The following is a 25,494-nucleotide window of genomic DNA, read 5'->3' as shown; positions in this document are numbered from 1 at the left end:
ATATATTTTAGAGATATTGTAGTAATTTATATAAATAGTTATTAGATTAAATACATTATAAATTTGAATTCTATAGATATTTAATATTAGTATTATTATATTTTTTAAAAATTAAATAATAAAATAGAAATGAAAACGATAAAAAAGTCAGATTAATTACTTTATTTTCATTAAGAACTTATGTTATAATTTTATTCAAATAACAAAAGTTATTTATTATAAAGTCAGAAGAGGAGGAATTTTATGATTTCAACTTCATTAAAATTCGTGGGTAATACACCCGTATATCAATTAGATAACACAAATATTTTTGTGAAACTAGAAAAATATAATCTAGGAGGAAGCGTTAAAGATAGAGCTGTGCTTGGTATGTTAGAAGAAGCTATTTCTCAAGGTGCGGTTAATAAAGATACTATCCTTGTTGAGCCAACTAGTGGTAATACAGGTATAGCTGTAGCTATTTTAGCTTCTGTTTTAGGATTAAAAGCTGTGATAATTATGCCAGAAAGCATGAGTATTGAAAGACGTAATATTATTAAAGCATATGGAGCACAATTAATTTTAACACCAAAAGAATTAGGAATTAAAGGTTCAATCGAAAAAGCTGCAGAAATTCGTGAAAAATATAGCAATGCTATTTCTCTAAGTCAATTCGATAATCCTGCTAACCCAGGGTATCACCACAAAACAACAGGACGAGAAATATTAGAACAAGTACCTAATATTGATATCTTTGTTGCTGGAGTTGGAACTGGAGGAACATTTACAGGTGTTGCTAAATATTTAAAAGAAAATAAACCAGAAGTATTATCAATTGCTGTGGAACCAGCAGAATCACCAGCTATTAGTGAAGGACATGGAGGACCACACAAAATCCAAGGAATTGGAACAGGATTTATTCCAGAAAACTTCAAAAAAGAATATATGGATGATATATTTACAGTAACAAGTGAGGAAGCAATAGAAGAAACTAAAAACTTCTTACGTTCTACTGGAATAGGTATTGGTATTTCATCAGGAGCAGCAATAGTTGGTGCTAAGAAAGCAGCTGAAAAATACCCTGGTAAAAACATTGTAACTATCTTACCTGATGGGGTTGATAAATATTTATCTGTCCTTGATTTCGAAGATGTTACACATGTAGAAGTGTAATGGGTTATTTTGAGAATTTAAATTACAATTTAAATCGAGTTTTAAAAGACGATCCTGCAGCGGAGTCGAAACTAATGATTTATCTTACATATCCTCACATAAAAGCTCTAAATTATCACTACTTTTCACATAAATTATATAAAAAAGGATGGCATACAATGGCCCGTCTTTTGTCAAAAAGGGCGAGAAGATTGACTGGAATTGAAATACATCCTGGAGCAAAAATTGGTAAAGGATTATTTATCGATCATGGAATGGGAGTAGTAATAGGAGAAACTGCAATAGTTGGAGATAATGTGACTATGTATCATGGAACTACTCTAGGTGGAACTACATTAGATCCCATAAAGAGGCATCCTACTATTGGAGATAATGTTATGATAGGAGCAGGGGCAAAGGTTTTAGGAAATATAACAATAGGAAAAAATTCTAAAATTGGAGCGAATGCAGTAGTAAAACATAGTGTTCCAGATGGAACTATAGTTTATGAAGCAAGACCTGTAGTAAGATATTTAGAAGAAGATAAATAAAAGCTAAATTCCAAGTGATTTTACTTGGAATTTAGCTTTTTCAAATGTACAATATAGATTATATTCATCATTAAGAATGGAGGTGAAATTGATGACTAAGATAAAAAATTTAATTTTTGATTTAGATAATACTTTATATGATTTTAGTAATATATGGAAAAAATCTAATAGACTAGTATTTGAATATTTAGAATATGATAAGTTGATTAGCTATGATGAGTTTTTTAAATTATATAAGAGTATCAATAATAAATTAGCAGAAGAAGTAGTTCAAGGGAAATTAAGATTGATAGAGCTTAGAAATAAACGCTTAAAATTAACTTTGTCAAAACTTGGTGTGAAACTAAGTGATGAAGATTGTAAGTTTTATTATGACAAGCAATTTGAATTTATCTTAGCATTGATAGAACCTGATGAAGAGGTGAATATGTGGATAGATAAATTAAAAGAAAAATATAATATGATTATCTTAACGAATGGGAAGTCGCAGGAACAAAGATTAAAACTGAAAAAATTAGGCTTAGAAGGAGTTTTTAAATTATATATTTCAGGAGAAACTCATATAAGTAAACCGAAAGAAGGAGCTTTTTTAAATGTTCTTGAATCTGAAGGATTATTACTTGAGGAAACGATGATGATAGGAGATTCATTATATCATGATATAAAACCAGCTAAGAAATTAGGGATGAAAACATGTTTAGTTGAAAAAAAATGGCATTTTGATGATGAGTTAAAGGCTTATACTGGATATAAAGTTAAGGATATAAAACAATTTTTTACAGAATTAGACAAGTTATAAAAATATTATTATTTTTTCGAATATAACGAAAGTATAAAAAAAATAAGGTATTAAATAAAGTTTATAAATAGTTTTATTTATAGGCTTTATTTTGTTTTTATGTAAAGTTAAAACTTTGATAAAAAAGTAAAATATTTCTTTGTTTTTCTAATTTGTGATGTTGATTGAATGAATTTGATTTGTTATACTATGTATGAAAGCAATAACAAAGGAGTTAAAATTATGAAATACAATAAATTATTAGTGGTCAGTATGGCAGCCGTATTATCTTTATCTTTAGCAGGTTGTTCTTCAGCTTCGAATAGTAGCTCAAGCAGTAGCAATGGGACAGTTGCTGTAAAAGAACTAAAAGGGGAAGAATTAAATAAAATAGAAAAAGATGACAAAGAAAAAGAAAAATATCTTGTTATCGATGTACGAGATGCTAATGAATATAAAGAGGGGCATGTAAAACATGCTATTAATATTCCATTAGCTGATATTGAAAAACATGCAGAACACTTAAGTGCATGGAAAGATAAAGAAGTAGTAACAGTTTGTAATACTGGTAAGAAAAGTAAAGAAGCTGCTGATAAACTTGTTAAAGCAGGATTCAAAAAAGTTTCTAATGCACAAGGTGTTAAAGACTATAAAGACTATGAAATAGTTAAATTTACAACATTATTAGCAAGTGACTTCCAAGCAGCAATTGACAAAAAAGAAGGAACATTTATCGATGTTCGTGAAGCAAAAGATTATGAAAAAGGGCACGTAGCTGGAGCGAAAAATATTGATGTTAAAAACATTGATAAAGACCTAGCAGCATTATTACCAGCAGACAAAAATGCACCAGTTTATACATACTGCTATAGCGGTAACCGTTCTTCAAAAGCAGCACAAAAAGCTGTAGAACTTGGTTATACAAATGTATATAATGCATGGGATGGTACAAAAGAACACGAATACAAATTCTAAGAAAATATTGTAAAAAAAGAGTAAAAAATAAAATTATTTATTAGGAAAAAAACTATTTTTAAGTTATACTAATAGAAGACGAGGTTCTACATAAATACACAAAAATTTAAGGTACTACCTTGTCTTTTATTAAATAAGGAGAGGAAGAAGATAAATGAAATATAATAAGTTTTTAGCTGTGAGTATGTCAGCGGTGTTATCATTAGCCTTAGTAGGATGTTCAACTACTTCATCTGCAAAAGAATTGAAAGGTGAAGAGTTAAATAAAATTCAAAAAGACGATAAGGAAAAAGAAAACTATCTAGTCATTGATGTAAGAGATGAGGCTTCTTATAAAGAAGGACACCTTAAACATGCAATTAACATTCCATTGTCAAAAATAGATAAAAGTATCGAAGAAATTCGTACATGGAGAGAGAAGAAAGTAGTTGTTTATAGTGATAAATCTGATAAAACAAAAGATGCTGTAGAAAAATTAACGAAACAAGGGTTTAAAGATGTTTCTGGAGCTCAAAATTTAAAAGATTATAATTATGATCTTGTAAAATATTCATTATTAAGTAGCGGGAAATTCCAAGATGCATTATTAGATACAGCTGCAAACAGTGTATTTTTAGATGTAAGAGATAAAGCTGATTTTGAAAAAGGTCACGCAGCAGGTGCTAAAAATATCGATGTTAAAAAATTGGATGATTTAAAATCAATTTTACCAGAAAACAAAGAATTACCAATATATGTGTATAGTTCTACAGGTAATAGTTCTTCAGTAGTAGCTCAAAAACTTATTGATTTAGGATACAAAAATGTATTTAATGCAATTGATGGAACTAAAGAGCACAGTTATAAATTTGAAATTGCAGATTGCTGTAAAGATCCAAGCGACGCAGTAAAAGGTGCAGAGCATAAGGAAGGTCATGAAGGACACAATCACTCTTCAGATAAGAAAGATGATTATTCGGGGCATAATCATTAATATTTAAAGTACAGGGTGACTCAAAATTGAAATTTCAATTAGAAATATTGTTATTGAGTCACCCTTTTTTATATATAATATCGATCGTAAATTTAGAATAATTTTAGAGATTAAATTAAAGGAAAAGTTTCAGAAATGAAAAACAAAATAATATTTTTTACAAGAGTACCGAAGGTGGGTACAACAAAAACAAGGTTGTATGACTTTGTTTCTCCAGAAAATGCTATAGAAATTCAAAAAAAATTAATGAAGTTAAATTATAGTATTTTAAGAGAAAGTGGAGAAGAAGTAGTAGTTTATCACGATGGTCAAATTAGTGACGATAATACGATGAAGGATATTCTAGAAAATAGAGAATTTTCTTATCAAGAAGGAAAAACACTTGGTGACAAGATGTATAATGCTATTGAACAAGAATTAAAAACTAGTGACAAGGTGATTTTATTAGGTTCTGATATCTATAATTTAAAAAAAGATATGATTAATACTGCTTTTGAGAAATTAGATAATTTTGATATTGTTATAAACCCTAGTATTGACGGGGGGTACTTTTTAATAGGTATGAAGAATGCCATTAAAGAAGTATTTGATCTTCCTAGTTACGGAGATAACAGTGTTTTAGAGAATCTGCTTGTTGTTTGTAAAGAACAAGGATTAAGTTATTATCTAGGTGAAAGTGGGCTTGATATCGATACAAAAGAAGACCTTCTACTTGCGGAAACAGGTTATAAGAATATTAAGTTACTAGGTGCAGGAGAATATAATATTAACTTTACCTTTGATGATAGAGATTTGAAAAAAGTTCTTAGAATAAATATGAAGAGCCAGATGAATCTTGAAAATCAAATAGAGTATGAATATGAGACTCTACAATTGTTGAAAGATAGTGGAGTTACACCAAAACCTTATGAACTAGTGACAGAAACAAGTTTACTGCCATATAAATATTTAACGATGGAATTTTTAAAAGGAAAACCACTTAATTACAAAACAGATATGTATATTGCAGCTTATTTATTAAGTAAGGTTCACAATACACCATATGGAGACAATAACTTAATCAATGCAGCCAATCCATTCCAACTTATGTTTGATGAATGTAAACAAATGGCAGGTGAGTATTTAGCTTGGGATAAAGCTGATGACAAGGTTAGCGACTACATCAAATCTTTCTTAGATAAATGTTTAACTCTTATACCTGAAAAATATAGTATAGCCAATCCATGTATTATAAATACCGAACTAAATTCAGGAAACTTCCTGATTGGAGAAAGAAAAGAAGACAGTTATGTTATTGATTGGGAGAAGGCATTAATAGGGGAGTGTGAACAAGATTTAGCTCACTTCCTAGCGCCGACGACAACATTTTGGAAGACTGATATTATTTTAGAGAAAGAAGAAATTGATGAATTCCTAGAAGAGTATAATAAATATCGTACTTTTGATCGAGAAAGATTTGAAAGATATCTAATATTTAATTGTCTTAGAGGTGTGACATGGTGTAGTATGGCGTTTAGACAGTATAGTGAAAATGATAAGATGCTGATGGATGAGACTACATTTAAAAAAATAGCTTCATATATTGAATTAGAATTTTTAGAAAAAGTATCAGTATACTTTAAATAGGAGGAGAGTAATGACTGAGTTTATTCAAAGTTTTGGTGTTTTAGCACCTATTATTTATGTGTTAATGTTTATGTTCTTACCGGTATTTTTCTTCCCGGTACCGATTCTTGCTGTTGCTGGAGGAGTAGCGTTTGGTTTTGTTGAGGGTAGTTTACTAACTTTCGTTGGAGCTTCATTAAATTGTTATATTATGTTTGTAATTTCTCGTCGTTTTGGACGCGAATGGGTGAAAAACTACCTTAAGAAAAAAATGACACCGAAGCAACATGATAGAATCTTTAATGTTAGTGATGAAAAGTTGATGATGAGTCTAGTAATTTTGAGACTTATTCCTTTAGTGCCATATAATATGATAAATTATGGATATGGTTTAACAAATATAAGTTTAACAAAATATATGATAGCGAGTGTACTTGGAATAATTCCAGGAACAGTAGTGTTTTTAAACTTCGGAGCTACAAGTACAAATGTCTTTAGTAAAGAGTTTTTAATAGCATCATTATTAGTAATTTTATTAACGGTTGGTTCTATCTACTTATCTAAATTAGTAGAAAAAAGAGAACAACAAAAGAAATCTGCAAATGAATAAAAAAATAAACTCTCAGGATGTTTTCAATCTTGAGAGTTTATTTTTTATATTTGGATAATATGAACTTCTCCAAAATTAACAGAACCGTTTAGTATAATTTTAACATCATTTGCAACACTGTTAGAATCTGTTGGAACTTTAGCTAAGAAACTATTTGTATTATTTTCAACAGCCCATTCTTTTGGGATATATATTTTTAAATCTCCAAAAGAAACAGATACATTTAGTTCAAAGTTTTTTATTGGATAGGTATCTAGTTTTTCAAAATAGATACTTGTACTTCCGAATTTAGTAGAAGTAGTGAAAGAATCAGATTTAGTTATATCTATATACTGTGTATTTTCACCAAATGTTACATCAGAATAATCGTGTCCATTATGTATTTTTTGATAGCTTTTTTTTCTGTAAATCTTTCTGAATTCTTTATATTTATATCTTCTAGGTAAAATCATAGAAATACCTATGCTAAGAAAAATAGCAACTAAGAATATTTTCCATCCTGATATGTTTGCAAAGTGATAATTTTTGTTATAAACATAAAATAATAATGCTAGTGGGAATATTGTTCCAAAAGAGTCAAAATCCATTAAACCTCGAATTGCAAAAAATCCAAGAACTACAGTACATATAGCTAAGAAGATTGATCCGTTTGGAAAAATACTGAATCCATCAAGTAGAGTAGTTATAGCTAGTATTATAAAAAATAATCCAATAAAACTTCTTCTCATTTTCTTTACCTCATTTCTTTTAATTTGTCTTTTAATATTTTATAGTAATGTCTTGATATGTGGACTTGCTTCTTAGAATCATAAAAAGAAGCGGTACTAGAGCCAGAAAAAGATTTTTCTAGCGAATAAATTACTTTTGTATTTATTATAGAGCTCTTAGAAATTCGACAATAATAAAATGGAATCATCTTCTCTAATTCATACAATTTAAACTTCACTTCGAAGAATTCATCTGTAGTATGAGCATATACCTTATTATCAGAAGTTTCAAAAAATAATATTGATTCAAGTGGGATGAAATATTCTGAGTCACCTTTATAGAAAATTATTTTTTGAGAATTTAATAAAGCTTTTTCAACTAGTTCTTTAATTAATATTACATCATTATTTAAGTCAGGTGTCTTAATAACAAGTTCGATGTCTTTAAGCGCTGAATCTAATTCTATGTTAATTTTCATATTGTCTCCTTTCTAAATGTTTATAGGTATATTATATATTATTTCAACGTAAAAATTAATAGCTTTTAGGTAAGTGGTAAAAAACCAGTTGTAAGTGGTATAACTATGGCATATGAGAACACTTGTGATTTCATAAATAGAATAGTATTCTGTATACGTTAACATATCATCTTGCATTTTTACAATATTTATTGTATAATATAAACATACTTGGGAGTGGATGAGTTCTGGTGTGCTCTCTAGTCTTCAAAACTAGTATGAGGGGTTAAGAGCCTCTTGGGTGGGTTCGATTCCCACACATTCCCGCCAGTTTTTTTATTCTTTAGACATATAAAAGCCATCATGGAGTGATTTTCATGATGGCTTCTTTCTATTTATTTAGTAGTAATAATAGAGACAATAGTATAGAGAAAATCAATATAATAAATATACTTTTGTTTTTATCGATTATATATTTATTATAGTGAGTTCGTTTTTTAAAGTCTTCATAGGCATGTACTGTCATCGCTTCAGATATTTGAGGTTGCCAAGTTAAAGCTATAAATATAGCTTTAGCATAGTAGTAAGGTGACCAAAAAGGTAAGAAGATACCCCTAAGTCGACTTGATTTTGTAATCATTTGGGTTTCGTATTGTATTCTTGGCAATGCTTGAATAACTACTAGGAGACCATAGACTACATTAGATGAAAGTCCATGTTGTTCAAGATATTTTAATAGTTCCACTAGAGAGATGTATGTTGCTAAAATTAAACCTAATCCTGCAAAACCATATGTTCTAGTAAAAATTAAAAGAGCGTATTTATAATTAGAAGTTTGAACAATAATAGCCCAGGCAGAACCTATTGCAGGTAGAAGAGGTAGGAATAGAAAAATTAGTAACTTATTCCAATATTTTGACGAAACTAATAAAACTATTGTTGTGCATATTATAGTAATATTTAGAGCTAGTAATTTACTAAACGAAATCCAAATAGTTAATAACATTATTATTAGAGTAAGAGTAGGACTAATTATTTTCTTTTCCATAATTATCCTCCGTTATACAATGCAAAGTATTATTTGAGATTTCAATATGGTAATCACTTCTGTTATTTAGCGGTTCTAATCTATGGCTAACAATAATAAATGATTGACCTACAAGCTTCTTATTCTCTTCTATCCAATCCATGATGAATGAACAGGCCCTTTCATCTAGATGAGTAAAAGGTTCATCTAACAGCAACAGATCAGTTTTTTGACTTAATAAACACATAAGTTGAATAAGTTTTCTTTGGCCACCGCTGTAATAATATAAACTTTTATCGAGTTCTTTTTCTAAATCAAATTCTTTTAAAAGTCTTTCTTGCCACATGTTAGCGTGATTCCAAATATCTTTTTGCATAGATATTTCTTCTCGTGGCATTAAACTAATGAATTGCTGAAAGGCATCCTGTAAGCAGGTACTTATTTTTCTATATAACTTTCTTGATTTTTTCACTTTGCTATCTTTAAAATAAATATTTCCCTTATATTTTTTTAATTGGGAAATAGCATGTAGTAGTGTTGTTTTTCCTGTTCCATTATCTCCTGTTAGTGTGGTAATTCCCTTATGTATTTTAAAGTTTGTTGTGTTTAATAATTTTTTGTTGCCTTGAGTAATAATGACGTCTTCAAGTTTCAGCAATTCTTCTGTTTGTATATTTTTAGCTAGATTTATAGTTGTATTTTTTATGCTTGGATTTTCTATTAATTCCAAACTCCCATTAGAAAGATAATAGAAAGTATCTGCATAGTTCAAATATAGTTGATATTCGTGATCACAAACTATTATTGTCACACCTTGATTGTTTAAGTCTTTAAGTAAGGTTAATAGAGAGCTACGCGTTTTCTTATCAACATTTGCAAAAGGTTCATCTAATATTAATATTTCACTCCCCATCGCTAAAGCTACAGCAAATGCAGCACGTTGACGTTCTCCTCCAGATAATGTATGAATATGTTTATTTGCGAGTTCTTTTGTCTTAGTGATTGATAAAGCATACTCTAGTTTTTCATTAATAACTTGTGCTTCTAAACAGAGATTTTCTAAAGCAAAGATTATCTCTTCTTCTAAAGTAGGCATAACAAATTGATTAATTGCATGTTGCATCACATACCCTATGTTTCTAACATGTTCTTGCATAGGTATATCAACTATATTTTTTTCTTTGTAAGTTATGAGTCCGTCGTATTTTTCCTTATTTAATTTACAAATTGTTCGAAGTAGGGTAGACTTGCCACTACCAATATTTCCTGTTAAAACTAGCCAACTGTGCTCTTTTATATTTAGATTAACATTATCAAATAAGACCTTGTCTTTAATTTTTAGAGAAAAATCAACGATTTCTATAATGTTCATTACTCATTACCGCTTTTTTGAACTTTATTAACGATATTTAAAATAAGTTTTACGCAGATAACGCCAAAAATTATTACTGAGATAAAACGAACAACTAATAATGCTAAAATCAGTCCGATAGAATAGGCTTCATAGCCAAGTTTGAAATATTCAAAGACAAAGCTAAAAATTGTAATACCTATTGCAGATAAGAATAGAGATTTATAATCGTAACGTTTATATTTAGTAACAAAAAATCCGAACTCTGATCCTAATCCTTGTACTATACCTGAGATAATAACCCCAGCTCCAAAAAATGAACCATATAGCATTTCAGCTAAGGCCCCTAGAACTTCACCTAAAGTTGCACTCCCTGGTTTTTTAACCAATACAGCAGCGACAGGTGCAGCCATAACCCAAAGCCCGAATAGAATCTCATTTGCGAAAGGTTGATAACCTAGCGGAGTAAGTGCAGCCTCTAATGCAGCATAAATCCACCCTGCAGCAAGGAATATCCCCCCAAATAAGAAACCTATTAAGGCTAAAATAATAATGTCCTTTGTAGACCATTTTTTCATAAGAAAAACCTCCTGTTATTTTATTCATTAAAACAACAAGAGGTACTTTTAAATTTCATATACTTAAAAATAAACATGGTTAAATAAACATTTTCCTACGATTGTACTAACAACGTCAGGTTCCATGGGTATAATCTCAGCTTAAATGCACCCCAAATGTTTTAATGATTAACTAAAATTATAACATCCGTTGATAACGGTGTCAAAAAACTAGCTTGCACAAAGGAAATTATTTTATTTTCTTGGCTAACATAGTAGCAAAACGTAACCTAAATCTATTCCCATTAGCATCTGTTTTGTGAAGTTGTCCAAAATCTTCATTATATTTTATAAATTCCCAGTCTTTGTAATATTCTTTAAGCTCATTTTCTTTAAAAGTAAATGGGAAAGGAAGAGGACAAGGAGCATCTTCGGTTGACATAGCAGCAACAATTAAATTATAGCCACCTATGTTAGTCTGTTCTTGCATATTTTTTATTACACTAGGAATAGATTGTTCTTCGATAAACATTAAAACAACAGTTGATAGTATGAAATCATAAGTATTTCTAAGAGCTGCTGTATTTATATCGTAACTACCGATTTTAATATCTAGATTTTCAATTCTAGAAGTCTCCATTAAAAATTCTAAAGCAGGAATATTATTATCTACCGCAGTGACTTCGAAACCAAGTTTAGAAAGGAATAGAGAGTTACGTCCTTGACCAGATCCAAGGTCTAAAGTTTTACAAGGTTTGATCGTTTCTATGGCCTCTACCACTTCAGAATGAGCAGGATTAATATTGTATTTGTTAGCGAAATAATTTTTTGGCTCGCAATAAAACTCTAAGAAACATTCTAAATCATCAGATAAAGGTGCAACACGGTGCCATGCTTGTGGTTCCACGAACGGAATACTACTCTCAGGTGTAAATATATGCTCCTTCACAATCTCATTTTCTTCAGTTAATTCTGTAAACTGTAGCTTTCCTTTAAGAATAGTTAATTTTGCCCAAACATCTTTTCTAGTATTGTGTTTATGTCTAAATGGTTCAGGTAGAGTTTGAGCAGTCCAATTTGGTAATCTTTTGTAACATACTAAGTTTTCTGTCATTTTAATCTCCTTACTAATGGATAATTTTAAGTTAATTATATCATGTAAAATATAAAAATAAAACAATGGGAGTGACTCAAAAATCGTGATTTCGAAGAAACAAGATTTTGTCGAGTCACCCCCGCACAGTTTATTAGATATCTAAAAAGCTTTTCTAAAGCGGATTTTAGATATCAATAAACCACTGCGTCTATGAGTTCTTATATACACGTTGTTAAAATTTAGGTCTTTTAGGTCAGCCCCTTGTCTTTATTATGTTGATTTTAATTCTTTATGTTATAATAAAATAGAAAATAAATATTAATGAGGTAATGAAAAAATGGTAAAAGTATTATTTGTATGTTTAGGGAATATTTGTCGTTCACCTATGGCAGAAGCAATATTTAGAGATATGGTAGAAAAAGAAGGATTAAGCGAAAAAATTCAAATTGATTCAGCAGCAACTAGTAGTTGGGAACACGGTAATCCCGTTCATAGTGGAACTAGAAAAGAACTTGCTAAAGTTGGAATTGGAGTAGAGGGAATGTATTCTCGTATCCTTAATGATAGCGATTTACAAGCAGACTATATCGTAGGGATGGATGATAGCAATATAGAAAACATTAAGAAATTTATCGCAGGAAGAAAAACTGGTGAGGTAAAAAAATTATTAGAATACGCAGGAGAAGATAGAATTATTGATGATCCGTGGTATACAGGAGATTTCAAAACAACATTTAGTGATGTAACTAAAGGATGTACGGCTTTATTAGATAAAATCAAGAAAGATAATCTTTAATAGGGTAAAATAAGATATGTACTAACATTAAATTAGATACAAGAAAGAAGGATAAATGAATTCTAAAAAAATAGTAATAGGAATAGCAGCATTAATTGCTATAGCAGCAGTAGCTTTAGGAGTAAAATCGCAATTTTCACATAAAGATACACCTCAAGAAAGAGGAAATAGTCTTGTAGAAAACTCATCAGTAAATACTTCAAATATTGATACGAGTAATATAGTTAAAGAAGAACTATATGCCGAAGGTCAAGGAAAGAAAATATACGGATACATAACAGCACCAAAAAATTATAAGGAACAAAAGCTACCAACAATAATTGCTTCTCACGGTTTTGGAGGAAATGCTGAACGAGAAGATTATTATGCTCAGAGTTTAGCCAAAGAAGGATATGTAGTTTACTCATTTGATTTTACGGGTGGAAACAAAAATAGCCGAAGTGGAAATGACACTTTAAAAATGTCTGTATTTACAGAGGTTGATGATCTCGACGTAGTAGTAAACACATTAAAAAATCAAAACTTTGTAGATAAAAATAACATTTTCTTATTAGGTCAAAGTCAAGGTGGAGTCGTGTCGACTATTGAAGGTGCTAAACTTAAAAATGAAATCAAAGGATTAATATTGATATTCCCAGCGTTTGTATTATTTGATGATGCACGAGAATTATTCAAATCAGTATCAGATATTCCAGAAGTTTATAATCATAGAGGAACAGAAGTAGGGAAAGCTTATTTTGAAAAATCATTAGACTATGATGTTTATAATGATATGAAGAACTACGATGGAAAAGTTCTTATTGTTCATGGAACAAGTGATAATGTAGCACCGATAAGTTATTCGAGACGTGCTATAGAAACTTTTAAAGATGCTAGGTTAAAAGAAATTCCAGGAGCAGGTCATGGGTTTAGAGGAGCTCAACAAGAAGAGGCAACTAAAGCGATTATTGACTTTGTAAAAGGGAGTATTCAAGGAGATAGATAATGTTAAACGTTAGAACGGTTGAATTACAAGATGCCGAAAATTTAGTAAATATTTATAGACCATATGTAGAACATACGGCTATTACTTTTGATTACACTGTACCAAGTGTACACGAATTCGAAGAAAAAATCTCAAAATCAATTCAAAGTTACCCATTTTTAGTAGCGGAAGAAGGAGATGATTTATTAGGATACGCATATGCTAGTGAGTTTTATCCGAAAGATGCATATAAATGGACTGCTGAAATTACGATTTATTTAGATGAAAAAGTACGTGGAAAAGGTGTTGGAGAGAAGTTGTATAATGAACTTGAAAAACAACTTTACGATAGAGGAATATGCAGATTGACTTCATGTATAGCATATCCGGATGAAGGTAGTGTATCGTTTCATGAGAAGAGAGGGTTTAGAAAGGTAGCTCATTTCGAAAAAGTAGGTTATAAATTTAATCGTTGGTATGATGTCGTATGGTATCAAAAAGATATTAGAGAAAATATTAAATAGAAAAAAGAGTTAGAAAATTATCTAACTCTTTTTTTAGTACAGTAATGTGTTGATTGATATAAATAAGTAATTTGCTATGAATTAAGGTTGTTTTTCTATTGTAATTTTGTATTATTACAGAATAATACAGTGTTTATTCGCTTTTGTTAGTTAAAAATATATTAAATACCTCTTTACAACTATAACAGATAGTTATATAATATATTTATCAATTGATATAAATTAATAAAAATAACTGATTGATTTAAAAGTTAGGAGGAACTGAAGTGAAAAAATTGTTAGATGAGATGAAGCTTAGTTCAGGAGTTACTTTAAAAAACAGAGTATTTGTATCACCAATGACTATTCAATCTGCATTTTATGACGGTGGGGTTACCGAGGATATGATTGAATATTATAGTCATAGATCTGGGGATGCTGGTGCAGTTGTAGTAGAAAGTGCGTTTGTTGAAGTTAACGGTAAAGGATTTCCTGGAGCGCTAGGTATTGATAAAGATGATAAAATTATAGGGTTAACTAAATTAGCCAATGCAATAAAAGAAAAAGGTTCGAAAGCATTTATTCAGCTTTATCATGCAGGAAGAATGGCTTGGCCAGCATATAATGGTGGGGCAGAACCAATTGCCCCAAGTCCTGTTGCTGCACTAAGACCGAATGCACCAACTCCACGTGAAATGACTGAAGAACAAATAGAAAATATGATTAAATTGTTTGCTGATGGAGCAAGAAGAGCGATAAAAGCAGGGTTTGATGGAGTAGAAATCCATGGTGCTAATACTTTCATAGTGCAACAATTTTTCTCACCACATTCTAATCGTCGTGAAGATAAATGGGGAGGAAGTCGTGATAATAGAGCTAAATTTCCACTTGAAGTACTAAGAGCTATTAAACAGGTTGTTGTTGAAGAAAATGTTAAACAGTTTGCAATTGGATATAGATTTTCTCCAGAAGAATTAGAAATACCTGGAATTAGATTTGAAGATACTATGTTTTTATTAAACAAATTGGCAGAAGAAGGATTAGACTATGTTCACTTTTCGATGGGAGTTTATACTCGTAGTTCAATTGTTGATACTGATAACCCTGAGGAGCTTATTACACAGTATTTAGCAAGACGTAGTTTAAAACTTGCTGAGATTCCAGTTGTCGGTGTAGGAAGTATCCTACAAAAAGCAGATGCAGAAGAGGCATTTAAACTAGGTTATGATATTCTTGCTGTTGGGAAAGGATATTTAATTGAACCTAAATGGGTAGAAGCAGTTACAAATGGGAAAGTTATACCTGATTTTGTAGATAAACACCTTAGGGAAGAATTAGTATTACCTATGCCACTTTGGGATTTCATATCTTATATGGTTTCAGATGCAGAAGTAGAAAAACAAAAACATGAAAAAATCAAAAAATTATTAAATACGAAATTGGAATTTAAAGAAGGTACATATGAAGTACAGGCCAAAGGACATAATAGTAGCCTACCAATGCAAGTAACTTTTTCACGTGAAAGAATTGAAAAAATTGAAGTTGATAATAGTGGAGAGTCAGAAGGATTATCAGAACAAGTATTTACTAGACTACCTAAGCAAATCATTGAAGGACAAACTCTTAATGTTGATGCAATTTCAGGTGCTTCAAGTTCAAGTAAGGGATTGGTTAACGGGGTAGCTGAAGCTGTTAAATTAGCAGGAGCAGATCCGGAAGTACTATTAGTTAGACCAAAACCTGCGATTAAATGGGTTAAAGATGTTGTAGAAGAAGAAACAGATGTTGTTGTAATTGGTGGAGGAGCTGCAGGAATTGCTGCAGCGTTACGAGCTGATGAACTAGGATTAAAAGTTACTCTAATAGAAAAACAAGCATTTATAGGTGGAGCAATTTCTATTAGTGGAGGTAACCAAGTAGTAATTGGTTCTAAATTACAAAAACAATTAGGTGTAACAGATGATACACCAGAACTTATGTTTGAAGACTTTATGAAAAATGGAAATAATAAAAATATTCCAGAACTATTAAATCTATTAGCTCATAATGTTGGACCAACAACAGATTGGTTAACAGATTATGTTGGAGTTGAGTATGATCTTGAAGGTGGATTGCATGTTCTTGCTGAATATCGAAAAGATCGTGAGCTTGCATATAATCATGGAGGTCATGGATTTGCTGGAGCAGCAAGGGAAAAAGTTGCTAATAGTAATGTGAAGTTATTGTTACAAACTAAGGCAAAAGAGCTACTACAAGATGAAGAAGGTAATGTTGTAGGGTTAATAGCTAGAGAAGAAACTGGAAGGAAGCATATTATTCATGCGAAATCTGTAATTCTAACTACTGGTGGATACGGTAATAATAAACAACTCCTTAGTAAAGAATTAGGAAAAGTATTGTTCTACGGAACTAAGTCATCAAATGGTGAAGGATTGATGATGGCTACTAAAGAAGGTGTAGATGCGGCAACTCGTATGATGGAATATGGAAAAATTTATCCAAATGGTATAGAAGTATCTAATGGTTATGCAAAATCTACAATTGGAGGTAATATTGCAGTTCTAAGAGAAAATGGATTGCTAGTAAATAAATCTGGTAAACGTGTTGTTAACGAACGAGCAAGTAACCATGATATCTTAGATGTGCTAATGAAAGAACAAGATCAAACACTATATATCTTACTAGATCAAGAACATTTTGAAATCTTCAGAAGAGAAGTTGCAGAAGGTGGTATTTCTAGTCAAGATATCGACAGGTGGTTAGAAAGTAACGGTGAAAGAACACCACACTTCTATCATGCGGAATCTTTAGAGAAATTAGCAGAATTAGCAAGTATGCCTGAAATGAGTCTGAAAGAAACTGTAGCTAAATATAATAGTTTTGTAAGAGATGGAGAGGATAAAGATTTCCATCGTGAAGCTAGATTCTTGAAAAAAGAAGTAGGCGAAGGACCATATTATTTAGTAGAACAAAAACCTCGATTTGCAACAACAATGGGTGGATTAGTTGTTAATGACACTCTAGAGGTTGTGAATAAAAAAGGAAACGTAATAAATGGATTATACGCTGCAGGTGAAGTAGTAGGGGGAGTTATGGGAACAGACTCACCATCGGGAGCGAATAATGCATGGGCCTTGACTTCAGGGAAATTAGCAGCTGAATCAATTGAAAAAAAATACGTAAAATAAAAAAATATAGAAGCGGGGCTTTTGCTCAGCTTCTAAGATAAAATTATTTATTAAAATGGTTTAAACAGAATTCTTTAAATCGTAATGCCCCAGGAGTAATGAAACCATCTTTACGAGTAGCAATATAAAGCCAACGTGGTTCATGCTTATCAAGTATTTCTAACACTTTTACAGGGTATGAACTGATACCTTTAATTTTAGGCATGATAGTAATACCATGGTTTTCAGATACAAATCCAAGTAATGTATGGTCTTCATTTGCTTCAATAGTTATATTAGGTTTAAATTTTAAACTTTTAGTAAGGTTGTCTAAATAAGGGCGAAGTCCACTATTTTCATCAAAGTAAACATAAGGATAGTCCTTTGTTTCTTTCAGGAAAACTCCATCCTTTTTAGCAAGAGGATGATCTAGAGGTACAACAAGATAAATATTTTGTTCTATTAATTTTTCAAATTGGATATTATCAACATTTTCAACGAATGAAGTAATAGCGATATCAATTGTTTCATCATTAAGATTATTTAAAAGTTGAAATGAGTTTCCTAGAGAAAAAGAAAATTTAATATCTTTATTATCTGCTTGTTCCAAGAAAAGTCTCGTTAATAAAGGAGCGATTTCGGAACCTGCAGTATAGACAAAACCAAAATTAATTTTTCCAGAATATGGATTTAATTCTTCTTGAATAAGAGAGGAAGCTTGATTTAATCGAATTAAAGCACTAGATGCATGTTCGTAAAATATTTTTCCGTATTTAGTTAATTTGATATTTCGACCGGTTTTCTTGAAAAGTGGAACACCTAATTCCTTTTCTAACTCAGATATAGTATAGCTAAGATTAGGTTGAGAAGTTTTTAGTTGCTTTGCAGTTTTAGTCATATGTTCATTTTCGGCTAAGATTACAAAGGCTTCTAGTTGAGATATATTCATATATAAAATCTCCTTTAATTAATTAATAAATATATTTTATCATTAATTCAAAAAAAATTCACTAATTATATATATAAATAATTATTCATACTTGGAGGGTAATGAAATGAGTAAAGAATCACCAATAACAGTAAGTTCATGGACATTAGGGGATGAATGTAAATTTGAAGATCGTGTAAAAGCGGCTAAAGAAGCAGGATTTGAAGGTATAGGATTACGTGCTGAAACGTATGTAGATGCTTTAGTTGAAGGTTTGCATGATGATGATATTTTAAATATCTTAGAAAAATATGATATAAAAGTAACTGAAGTCGAGTACATTGTTCAATGGGCTGAAGATAAACGTTCTTATGAACAAAAATACAAAGAGCAAATGTGTTTTCACATGTGTAAATTATTTGGGGTAAAACACATTAATGTAGGACTTATGGAAAATTATTCTATAGAACATACAGCTCAAAAATTAAAAGAATTATGTCAGAGATCATCCCCATATATTATAGGAGTAGAACCAATGCCATATAGCGGAATTCCAGATTTTGATAAAGCATATGCAGTTGTTAAACAAGCAAATGTTGAAAATGCAGCGATAATTCTAGATTCATGGCACTGGGTTAGAGCAGACCAAGAATATAGAATTTTAACAAAAGAAGAAGCAGAATCAGTTATCTCTATACAAATAAATGATGCATATGATCGCCCTTATGCTAAATCTGTATTACGTGATGAAAGTATGCATGACAGACTTGCTCCAGGAACTGGAGTTAAAGATACTGCTGGATTTGTAAAAATGATTAAAGAGTCAGGTATAAATCCAAAAGTAATAGGTGTAGAAGTGATTTCTGACGAAATATTATCAAAAGGTGTTGAAGAAGCTGCGAAACATAATTTTGATAATACAGTAAAAGTATTAAAAGAAGCATGGTCGGAAAAACTTCCTAATAATAAATAAAATAGAAACAAATATAAAAAAAGGAGAATAAAACAATGGATAAATGGTTAGGATTAGAAGGAAAAGTAGTAGTAGTTACAGGCGCAGTAGGGGGAATGGGTAAAACTATCTGTGAAGAGTTTGCAAAACAAAATTCAAAAATCGTTTTATTAGACTTATTTAAAGATAAGGCGGATGAATATGCTAAATATTTAGAAGATACTTATGGGGTAGAAACACTTAGTCTTGCTGTGAATACTACAAAAGAAGATACAGTAGATGCTGCGGTAGAAGCTGTTAAAGAAAAATTTGGACGTGCTGATATCTTAGTTAATACGGCAGCTATGTTACGTGCTTGTCCATTAGAAGATCTTCCGTTAGATGAATGGCGTCAAACAATTGATGTTAACTTAACAGGATACTTCTTAGTATCACAACGTTTCGGACGATTAATGATTGAACAAAAATATGGAAATATGGTACATATATCAACTATTGCTTCAGTATTTCCAGAAACTTACTCTGCGGCATATAGCCCAAGTAAAGCTGGTGTAAATATGTTATCAAGACAACTGGCTGCTGAATGGGGAGAATTTGGAGTACGTAGTAACTGTATCCAACCATGCTTTGTTAAAACACCTTTATCTGAAGCGTTTTATGCAGATCCACAAGTAGAGCAAGGTAGAAAAGCTTTAACTGCAAATAAACGTATAGGTAATACACTAGATATAGCTAATGCTGTATTATACTTAGCAAGTGATCGTTCAAACTATACAAATGGTCATGAGTTACGTGTAGAAGGTGGGTTTGGAATTATGATGGGAGATCAAACTCCAAAACCAGGTGGAAGAAAAGCATTTGCGATTAAAGAGCATGCTTCATATTTAGAAAGAATCTCTAAAAAATAATTAATTAAATTGAAACTAGAGAGGGAGTTATTCTAAAGATAAATCAGTCTCTACTTTAAAAATAAATTATGGAGACAAAATAAGATGAAAGATACAAATAAAAATTATCTTCCGTTAATTATATTACTATTAATAAACTATGTTTTCCAAGGAATGGATCAAATAATAATTTCTCAAAATATGTCGACTTTCGAAGAATTTTGGGGAGTAGAAGCGAGTAAAGTGGCTTTGGTAATAAGTGCACTTGGAGTAGGTAGGATTATAAGTATAAATTATGCGGGGTATTTCTCAGATAAATATGGTAGAAAATTAGGTGTATACATTGGACTAACTTGTTATTTGATTTTTTATATAGGACTATTATTAGTTCCAAGTTATATTGCAGCATTTGGGTTAACTATGGTTGCAGGGGTAGGTAATGCGTTTTTAGATACATCTACTTATCCGGCGATATCTGATGCATATAAAGAAGAAAGCAGTTCATTTAATGTATTTGTAAAAGCAGGAATATCTGGAGGACAGTTTATACTACCTTTAATGACACAATTTGTATTGCTTAGAAATTTGTATTTTGGATGGCCATTTATAATTATTACTATATTTATAGTATTTAACTTCATTATGATTTCTAAGATGAAGTTTCCTCCTATGTATATAGAAAAAAGGAATGAAGTTAAAGAATCGACGCCAACACTAAAATCTAAATTAGGGGTAGAAGGAATAGCCTTATTTGCTTTCTCATTTATTTCAGCATCTATATTTAATATATTTATTATTTGGATACCTACATTTGCGCAACAGACTATTCATATAGGGAAAACTCAAAGTCTAACATTTGTAACAATTTACAGTATTTGTTCAATAATATCGGTATTTGTTACATCATATATGGTGAAAAAAGGTCTTAATGTACCGGCTTATATTGCATTTTGTTGCGTTATGATAGCAATAGCTCAGATAAATATGTTAGTTAATACATCAACAATATCAATAACTATTGTTAGTTTAATTATAGGATTTTTTGCAGCAGGTGGAATTTGGCAATTAGGGGTTTCTTTATTATTAGATTTCTTCCCAGCCAATAAAGGAAAATTCACAGGATTATATTCATTATCAACTTCTATATCGTTGATGGTGACACCATATTTAACTGGATTAATAGCTGAAAAATCAATAAAATCAGTTTTTGCATATAATATGGTTCTAGGAGTTTTAGGAGCAATACTTTTAATATTGGTAACGTATCGCTATAACAGAGTATTAAAACCTAGAAAATCAAAATAAAAATTTTAAAAAAAGAGGTAAAAGAGAATGACAGAAATTACAGAACGTTTAACAGGACACACATTACTAATTAGCTTAATTGCTACTCCAATCAGACATAGTATGTCACCTACAATGCACAACGAAAGCTTTAAAAAATTAGGACTTGATTATGCATATTTAGCTTTTGAAGTAGGTAACGAAGAATTAGCTGATGCAGTTCAAGGTATTAGAGCTCTAGGAATTAGAGGGTCTAACGTTTCTATGCCAAATAAACAAGCTATCATACCGCTACTAGATGAATTATCTCCTGCGGCAAAACTAGTAGGGGCTGTTAATACGGTGGTAAATAAAGACGGGAAAGGACATTTAGTAGGACATGTTACCGATGGAACTGGAGCAGTTCGTGCTCTAGCTGATGAAGGCGTTGATATTAAAGATCAAATTATTACATTAACTGGTTGCGGTGGAGCTGGAACAGCTATCGCTATTCAAGCTGCATTAGATGGTGCAAAAGAAATCCGTATATTTAATGTTAAAGATGATAAGTATGCTAATGGGGAAGAAACTGTTAGAAAAATTAATGAAAATACAGATTGTAAAGCGACTATCACAGACCTTGTGAATCAAGATGATTTTAAAAAATCTATTGCAGAAAGTAGCATTTATATTGATGCCACAGGGGTAGGAATGAAACCACTGGAAAAAGAAAAATTAATTAATGATCCAGAAGTGATACGACCAGATTTAGTAGTATTTGATGTTGTATACTCTCCAAGAGAAACAGAGCTATTAAAATTTGCAAAAGAGCATGGTGCTAAAAAAGCAATTAATGGTATTGGTATGATGATTCATCAAGGAGCAGAGGCGTTTAAATTATTTACTGGTGAAGATATGCCAATAGATCACGTTAAAAGTATTTTATTTAATGAAAAATAATAAAATATAAAGTTTTGTATATTAATACTAAAAAAGTATAGGTTTTATAGCATTTAGTTAAGACTATATAAGTCTATTTAGTACTAATTATAGTATGTAAGAGTGGCTTAAAAATAAATTTATATGAATTAAGATTTTTAAGTTGCTCTTTTTTAAAAAAGAAGGAGAGATTTCATATGCCAAAATTATCAGTAGGTAATGTTGTTTTTGGAAAAGGAAGACCAAAAATAATAGTTCCGATAGTAGGAAAAACAGAAAAAGAAATTTTAGAAGCAGCTGAAGATATTAAAAATTTAGACTGTGATTTAGTTGAGTGGAGAATCGATTTCTTCAATGAAGTAAAGGTTAATGAAAAAGTAGCAAATATTTCTAAAAAAGTTCGTGATGCAATTGCACGTCCACTTTTAGTTACATTTAGAACAAAAAAGGAAGGTGGAGTATTAGAGTTAGAGGATTCAAAGTATTTTGAAATTTATCACAACTTGATTAATCATGGGGAAGTTGATTTATTAGATGTTGAATTATTTATGAATTCAGTTGATGTAAATAAATTGATAGAAGCTGCTCATGAAAAAGATATAAAAATTGTAATGTGTAATCATGATTTCGATGCAACTCCCGCTTGCGAAGAAATTGTACAGCGTTTAGTTTCTATGGAAGAAAAAGGTGCTGATATATGTAAAATAGCGGTCATGCCTAATGAAAGTAAAGATGTATTAACTTTACTAGAAGCAACACGCTTAGCTTCGAAAAAAGTAAATAAACCATTAATAACTATGTCAATGGGATCTTTAGGTATGATAAGTAGAATAGCAGGTGAAGCTTTTGGTTCTGCTGCAACATTTGGTTCAGCAAAAGAAGCGTCTGCACCAGGACAAGTTCCTGTATCTGAACTTAGAAAAATATTAGAAATAGTAAAATTAGATTAGGAGAAAAGAAAAATGGAAAATAAAGCGAAAAACCCATTTATATTAACGGCTTTAGCGTTATATTTTACTTATTTTATTCATGGTATTGGGGTTTCTATTTTGGCTCAGTATAAAGGTGATTTAGTCGCTGCATGGGGTGAAAGTAATCTTGGATTAGTAATTAGAGTAAGTGCTGCTTTAGGTTTAGGGCGATTAATATCACTACCGTTTTCGGGGCCAATTTCTGATAAATTTGGAAGAAAAGTTTCTGGATTAATAGGTATTGCCTTTTATGTTTTATACTTTGGTGGTGTAGCATTATCTAAATCTATGGAAGTAGCATATGTATTTGCTATCATGGGAGGTATTGCGAACTCATTTCTTGATACATGTGTAACTCCATCATGTTTAGAAATATTTAAAGATAAAGGTGCGATTGCAAACATGTTTACTAAGTTTTCAATTTCAATTGGACAACTTGTATTACCGTTTTGCATAGGGATAGTATCTGGAATGAACCTACCTTATACAACTTTATTCTATTTAGCGGGATTATTAATTGCTATTGATGGTATATTAATTATTTTCTTAAAATTCCCTAAGTTGAATTCTGATGTGGGAAGTAGTAAAGTAGAAGAAACAAAAATGAAATTCGACGCAACAGCAATTGCATTGATTACTATTGGTTTAACATGTACAGCAACATTCCAATTATGGTTAAATGCAAACCAAGAACTAGGAAAAATGTATGGACTTGCTAATCCTAGAATGATTCAGACAATGTATGCAGCTGGAACTATTTGTGCAATATTATTTACTGCATTAGTAGTTTTGAAAAAATTTAAGCCAGTAGATGTTCTTGTTTTATATCCAACAATATCATTTGTGATGTTAGTTATAACATACTTGGTAAGAACACCATCTATTACTCTGATTGCTGGATTTGTTATTGGTTATGCGGGAGCTGGTGGAGTATTACAACTAGCTGTATCAACGGCAAATGAATTATTCCCAACTAATAAAGGGAAAATCACTTCAATAGTTATGATAGCATCAAGTTTAGCTAACTATGTGATTTTAGAAATAGCTGGATATATAACAAAAGTAAGTCCAGCGAATGGGCCTGTAAATATAGTATTGTTTAATGCTGGTATAACATTAATTGGTGTGTTATTAGCCTTGTATGTAAGAAAACAATTTAAATTGAAAGTATCTAATGTTTAAGCTTTGAAGGAAGCAGAAAGATATTAGAGAAAATATTGAATAGAAAAAGAGCCCCACAAGAAAATTTGAATATTCTTGTGGGGATAAATTTTATTCTGATATTTTTTGAGCAAGAATTACAGCGTATGGATAAGGTGAAGCGGAAAGATTCTCATTATACTTAATTATCTTCCAATCATTATAATAGTTTTTTAACTCACCTTCAATAAAAGTAAAGGGGAAAGGAGGGCATCTATGACCTGCTTTGTTTAATGCACTCGCGATTAGATTGTATCCACCATCATTAGTTTGTTTTTTGATATTAGCGATAATACTATGTATTCTTGTTGGATTCAAATACATGAATACATCAGTAGCGAAGATAAAATCATATGTATCTTTTATATTTGCTTCGACAATATCATGTTTAAAAACATTAAGATTTAGTTTTTCTTTAATTGATATGTCAGCAAGATCTTGTAAGAATTTCGCATCAATATCAACAGCAGTAATTTTAAAATTTAATGAAGAAAGGTATAATGAATTTTTTCCTTGACCTGCACCTAAGTCTAATGTTTTGCAAGGTTTTATATATTTCATTGCAGCTACAACTTCCGGATGAGCCGGACTTAGGTTGTACTTGTTAAAAAAGTAATTCTCAGCTGTACAGTAAAACTCTAGGTGAAACTGTAGGTCAGTAGAATTAGGATGAATTCTAAATGTGCTTTCTGGTTCAATGAGACTAATTTCACTCTTTTTATTTAAAGAACACTGTTTAATTACGCTGTTCTCTATATCTAGAAAGCTTAATTTCATTTTTCCTTTAACTATTATCAGTTTTGTCCAAACACCTTGTTTAGTATAAAAGCCCTCTCTATAGTTTTTTGGAAGTGATAGAGCAGTAAGGTTTGAAGTGCGTTTAAAACAAAGTAAATTATTCTCCATAAGCTGCGCCTTTCATAGTAATTTACTAATATTATATCATGTGAAAAGTTTAATTAAAAATGATATCCTAAAGAATAAGTATTAAATTGTAAACGATGTAATTCAATAGGGAGTGACTTGAAAATCGTGATTTCGAAGAAATGATGTGTACCCAAAATTCTGGACACATATATATTTAGTTTAAACATGTGGATGTTAT

General features: G+C 30.8%; 25 protein-coding genes, 1 tRNA gene and 1 riboswitch. Of the genes, 18 read left to right on the top strand and 8 right to left on the bottom strand.

From position 1 onward, the window contains the following. The first annotated feature begins 243 nt into the window (after positions 1-243). From PNO30_RS05385 to PNO30_RS05355, 7 genes are all read left to right on the top strand, one after another. Positions 244-1,152: a PLP-dependent cysteine synthase family protein gene (locus PNO30_RS05385; protein WP_271987439.1), complete on the top strand. Its 909-nt coding sequence runs from the start codon at positions 244-246 to the stop codon at positions 1,150-1,152. Then, on the top strand, positions 1,152-1,682 hold the full coding sequence (cysE, locus tag PNO30_RS05380) for a serine O-acetyltransferase (RefSeq protein WP_271987438.1): 531 nt from the start codon (positions 1,152-1,154) through the stop codon (positions 1,680-1,682). Before PNO30_RS05385 ends, cysE begins: the two co-directional genes overlap by 1 nt. A 91-nt stretch (positions 1,683-1,773) precedes the next feature. After that, positions 1,774-2,481, top strand: a complete 708-nt coding sequence (locus tag PNO30_RS05375) for an HAD family hydrolase (RefSeq protein ID WP_271987437.1) — start codon at positions 1,774-1,776, stop codon at positions 2,479-2,481. A gap of 222 nt (positions 2,482-2,703) precedes the next feature. Further along, positions 2,704-3,435 (top strand): rhodanese-like domain-containing protein, encoded by a 732-nt coding sequence (locus PNO30_RS05370; protein WP_271965598.1) that lies wholly within the window; start codon positions 2,704-2,706, stop codon positions 3,433-3,435. Positions 3,436-3,589: 154 nt separating this feature from the next. Next, positions 3,590-4,408: a rhodanese-like domain-containing protein gene (locus PNO30_RS05365; protein ID WP_271987436.1), complete on the top strand. Its 819-nt coding sequence runs from the start codon at positions 3,590-3,592 to the stop codon at positions 4,406-4,408. Between the two features lie 135 nt (positions 4,409-4,543). Then, entirely contained in the window at positions 4,544-6,034 is a 1,491-nt protein-coding gene (locus tag PNO30_RS05360; protein ID WP_271987435.1) for a TIGR04282 family arsenosugar biosynthesis glycosyltransferase, read from the top strand. Between the two features lie 10 nt (positions 6,035-6,044). Then, a complete protein-coding gene (locus tag PNO30_RS05355; RefSeq protein WP_003147384.1) occupies positions 6,045-6,623 on the top strand; it encodes a TVP38/TMEM64 family protein in 579 nt (192 codons plus the stop codon). Between the two features lie 44 nt (positions 6,624-6,667). On the opposite strand, the gene PNO30_RS05350 is transcribed toward PNO30_RS05355, so the two are convergent. Next, entirely contained in the window at positions 6,668-7,351 is a 684-nt protein-coding gene (locus tag PNO30_RS05350; RefSeq protein ID WP_271987434.1) for a LiaF transmembrane domain-containing protein, read from the bottom strand. A gap of 5 nt (positions 7,352-7,356) precedes the next feature. After that, positions 7,357-7,809: a LytTR family DNA-binding domain-containing protein gene (locus tag PNO30_RS05345; protein WP_271987433.1), complete on the bottom strand. Its 453-nt coding sequence runs from the start codon at positions 7,807-7,809 to the stop codon at positions 7,357-7,359. 212 nt (positions 7,810-8,021) lie between these two features. Between PNO30_RS05345 and PNO30_RS05340 the strand changes: the two genes are divergently transcribed. After that, positions 8,022-8,118: transfer RNA gene (locus tag PNO30_RS05340), tRNA-Sec, on the top strand. A 61-nt stretch (positions 8,119-8,179) separates the two neighbouring features. On the opposite strand, the gene PNO30_RS05335 is transcribed toward PNO30_RS05340, so the two are convergent. The 4 genes from PNO30_RS05335 to tehB (PNO30_RS05320) all read right to left on the bottom strand — a co-directional run bounded on the left by PNO30_RS05335 (position 8,180) and on the right by tehB (PNO30_RS05320) (position 11,837). Next, positions 8,180-8,836 (bottom strand): energy-coupling factor transporter transmembrane component T, encoded by a 657-nt coding sequence (locus PNO30_RS05335; RefSeq protein WP_271987432.1) that lies wholly within the window; start codon positions 8,834-8,836, stop codon positions 8,180-8,182. Further along, a complete protein-coding gene (locus PNO30_RS05330) occupies positions 8,817-10,187 on the bottom strand; it encodes an ABC transporter ATP-binding protein (protein WP_271987431.1) in 1,371 nt (456 codons plus the stop codon). Before PNO30_RS05330 ends, PNO30_RS05335 begins: the two co-directional genes overlap by 20 nt. After that, positions 10,187-10,744: an ECF transporter S component gene (locus PNO30_RS05325; protein WP_271987430.1), complete on the bottom strand. Its 558-nt coding sequence runs from the start codon at positions 10,742-10,744 to the stop codon at positions 10,187-10,189. The genes PNO30_RS05330 and PNO30_RS05325 overlap by 1 nt, the downstream gene beginning before the upstream one ends. Before the next feature lie 75 nt (positions 10,745-10,819). Beyond that, positions 10,820-10,909, bottom strand: a riboswitch (TPP riboswitch). 64 nt (positions 10,910-10,973) lie between these two features. Next, entirely contained in the window at positions 10,974-11,837 is an 864-nt protein-coding gene (gene tehB / locus PNO30_RS05320) for an SAM-dependent methyltransferase TehB (RefSeq protein WP_271987428.1), read from the bottom strand. A gap of 319 nt (positions 11,838-12,156) precedes the next feature. On the opposite strand from tehB (PNO30_RS05320), the gene PNO30_RS05315 reads away from it, so the two are divergent. The 4 genes from PNO30_RS05315 (at position 12,157) to PNO30_RS05300 (ending at position 17,270) form a co-directional block, all read left to right on the top strand. Then, a complete protein-coding gene (locus tag PNO30_RS05315; RefSeq protein WP_271987427.1) occupies positions 12,157-12,615 on the top strand; it encodes a low molecular weight protein-tyrosine-phosphatase in 459 nt (152 codons plus the stop codon). Between the two features lie 55 nt (positions 12,616-12,670). Further along, positions 12,671-13,600, top strand: coding sequence for an alpha/beta hydrolase family protein (locus PNO30_RS05310; protein ID WP_271987426.1), 930 nt, complete (start codon positions 12,671-12,673; stop codon positions 13,598-13,600). After that, positions 13,600-14,103, top strand: coding sequence for a GNAT family N-acetyltransferase (locus PNO30_RS05305; RefSeq protein WP_271987425.1), 504 nt, complete (start codon positions 13,600-13,602; stop codon positions 14,101-14,103). The genes PNO30_RS05310 and PNO30_RS05305 overlap by 1 nt, the downstream gene beginning before the upstream one ends. Positions 14,104-14,369: 266 nt before the next feature. Beyond that, positions 14,370-17,270 (top strand): NADH-dependent flavin oxidoreductase, encoded by a 2,901-nt coding sequence (locus tag PNO30_RS05300; protein WP_271987423.1) that lies wholly within the window; start codon positions 14,370-14,372, stop codon positions 17,268-17,270. A gap of 43 nt (positions 17,271-17,313) precedes the next feature. Here PNO30_RS05300 and PNO30_RS05295 read toward each other — a convergent pair whose 3' ends face one another. Further along, entirely contained in the window at positions 17,314-18,198 is an 885-nt protein-coding gene (locus PNO30_RS05295) for a LysR family transcriptional regulator (protein ID WP_271987422.1), read from the bottom strand. A 106-nt stretch (positions 18,199-18,304) separates the two neighbouring features. On the opposite strand from PNO30_RS05295, the gene PNO30_RS05290 reads away from it, so the two are divergent. From PNO30_RS05290 to PNO30_RS05265, 6 genes are all read left to right on the top strand, one after another. After that, entirely contained in the window at positions 18,305-19,150 is an 846-nt protein-coding gene (locus PNO30_RS05290) for a sugar phosphate isomerase/epimerase family protein (RefSeq protein WP_271987421.1), read from the top strand. 35 nt (positions 19,151-19,185) lie between these two features. Next, positions 19,186-20,037 (top strand): SDR family NAD(P)-dependent oxidoreductase, encoded by an 852-nt coding sequence (locus PNO30_RS05285; protein ID WP_271987420.1) that lies wholly within the window; start codon positions 19,186-19,188, stop codon positions 20,035-20,037. A gap of 84 nt (positions 20,038-20,121) precedes the next feature. Continuing rightward, positions 20,122-21,321: an MFS transporter gene (locus PNO30_RS05280; RefSeq protein WP_271987419.1), complete on the top strand. Its 1,200-nt coding sequence runs from the start codon at positions 20,122-20,124 to the stop codon at positions 21,319-21,321. Positions 21,322-21,348: 27 nt separating this feature from the next. Next, positions 21,349-22,239: a shikimate dehydrogenase gene (locus PNO30_RS05275; protein WP_271987418.1), complete on the top strand. Its 891-nt coding sequence runs from the start codon at positions 21,349-21,351 to the stop codon at positions 22,237-22,239. Positions 22,240-22,415: 176 nt separating this feature from the next. Next, complete coding sequence (gene aroD / locus PNO30_RS05270; RefSeq protein ID WP_271987417.1) at positions 22,416-23,168, top strand: type I 3-dehydroquinate dehydratase; 753 nt, start codon at positions 22,416-22,418, stop codon at positions 23,166-23,168. Positions 23,169-23,180: 12 nt separating this feature from the next. Further along, a complete protein-coding gene (locus PNO30_RS05265) occupies positions 23,181-24,371 on the top strand; it encodes an MFS transporter (RefSeq protein WP_271987415.1) in 1,191 nt (396 codons plus the stop codon). A gap of 90 nt (positions 24,372-24,461) precedes the next feature. Here the strand turns inward: PNO30_RS05265 and tehB (PNO30_RS05260) are convergent, their stop codons facing one another. Continuing rightward, positions 24,462-25,295: a tellurite resistance methyltransferase TehB gene (tehB, locus tag PNO30_RS05260; RefSeq protein WP_271987414.1), complete on the bottom strand. Its 834-nt coding sequence runs from the start codon at positions 25,293-25,295 to the stop codon at positions 24,462-24,464. Positions 25,296-25,494 lie beyond the last annotated feature (199 nt).

Source organism: Gemella haemolysans, assembly GCF_028308085.1.
Classification (GTDB): Bacteria; Bacillota; Bacilli; order Staphylococcales; family Gemellaceae; genus Gemella; species Gemella haemolysans_D.
This window is presented reverse-complemented; position numbering and strand designations above follow the sequence as displayed.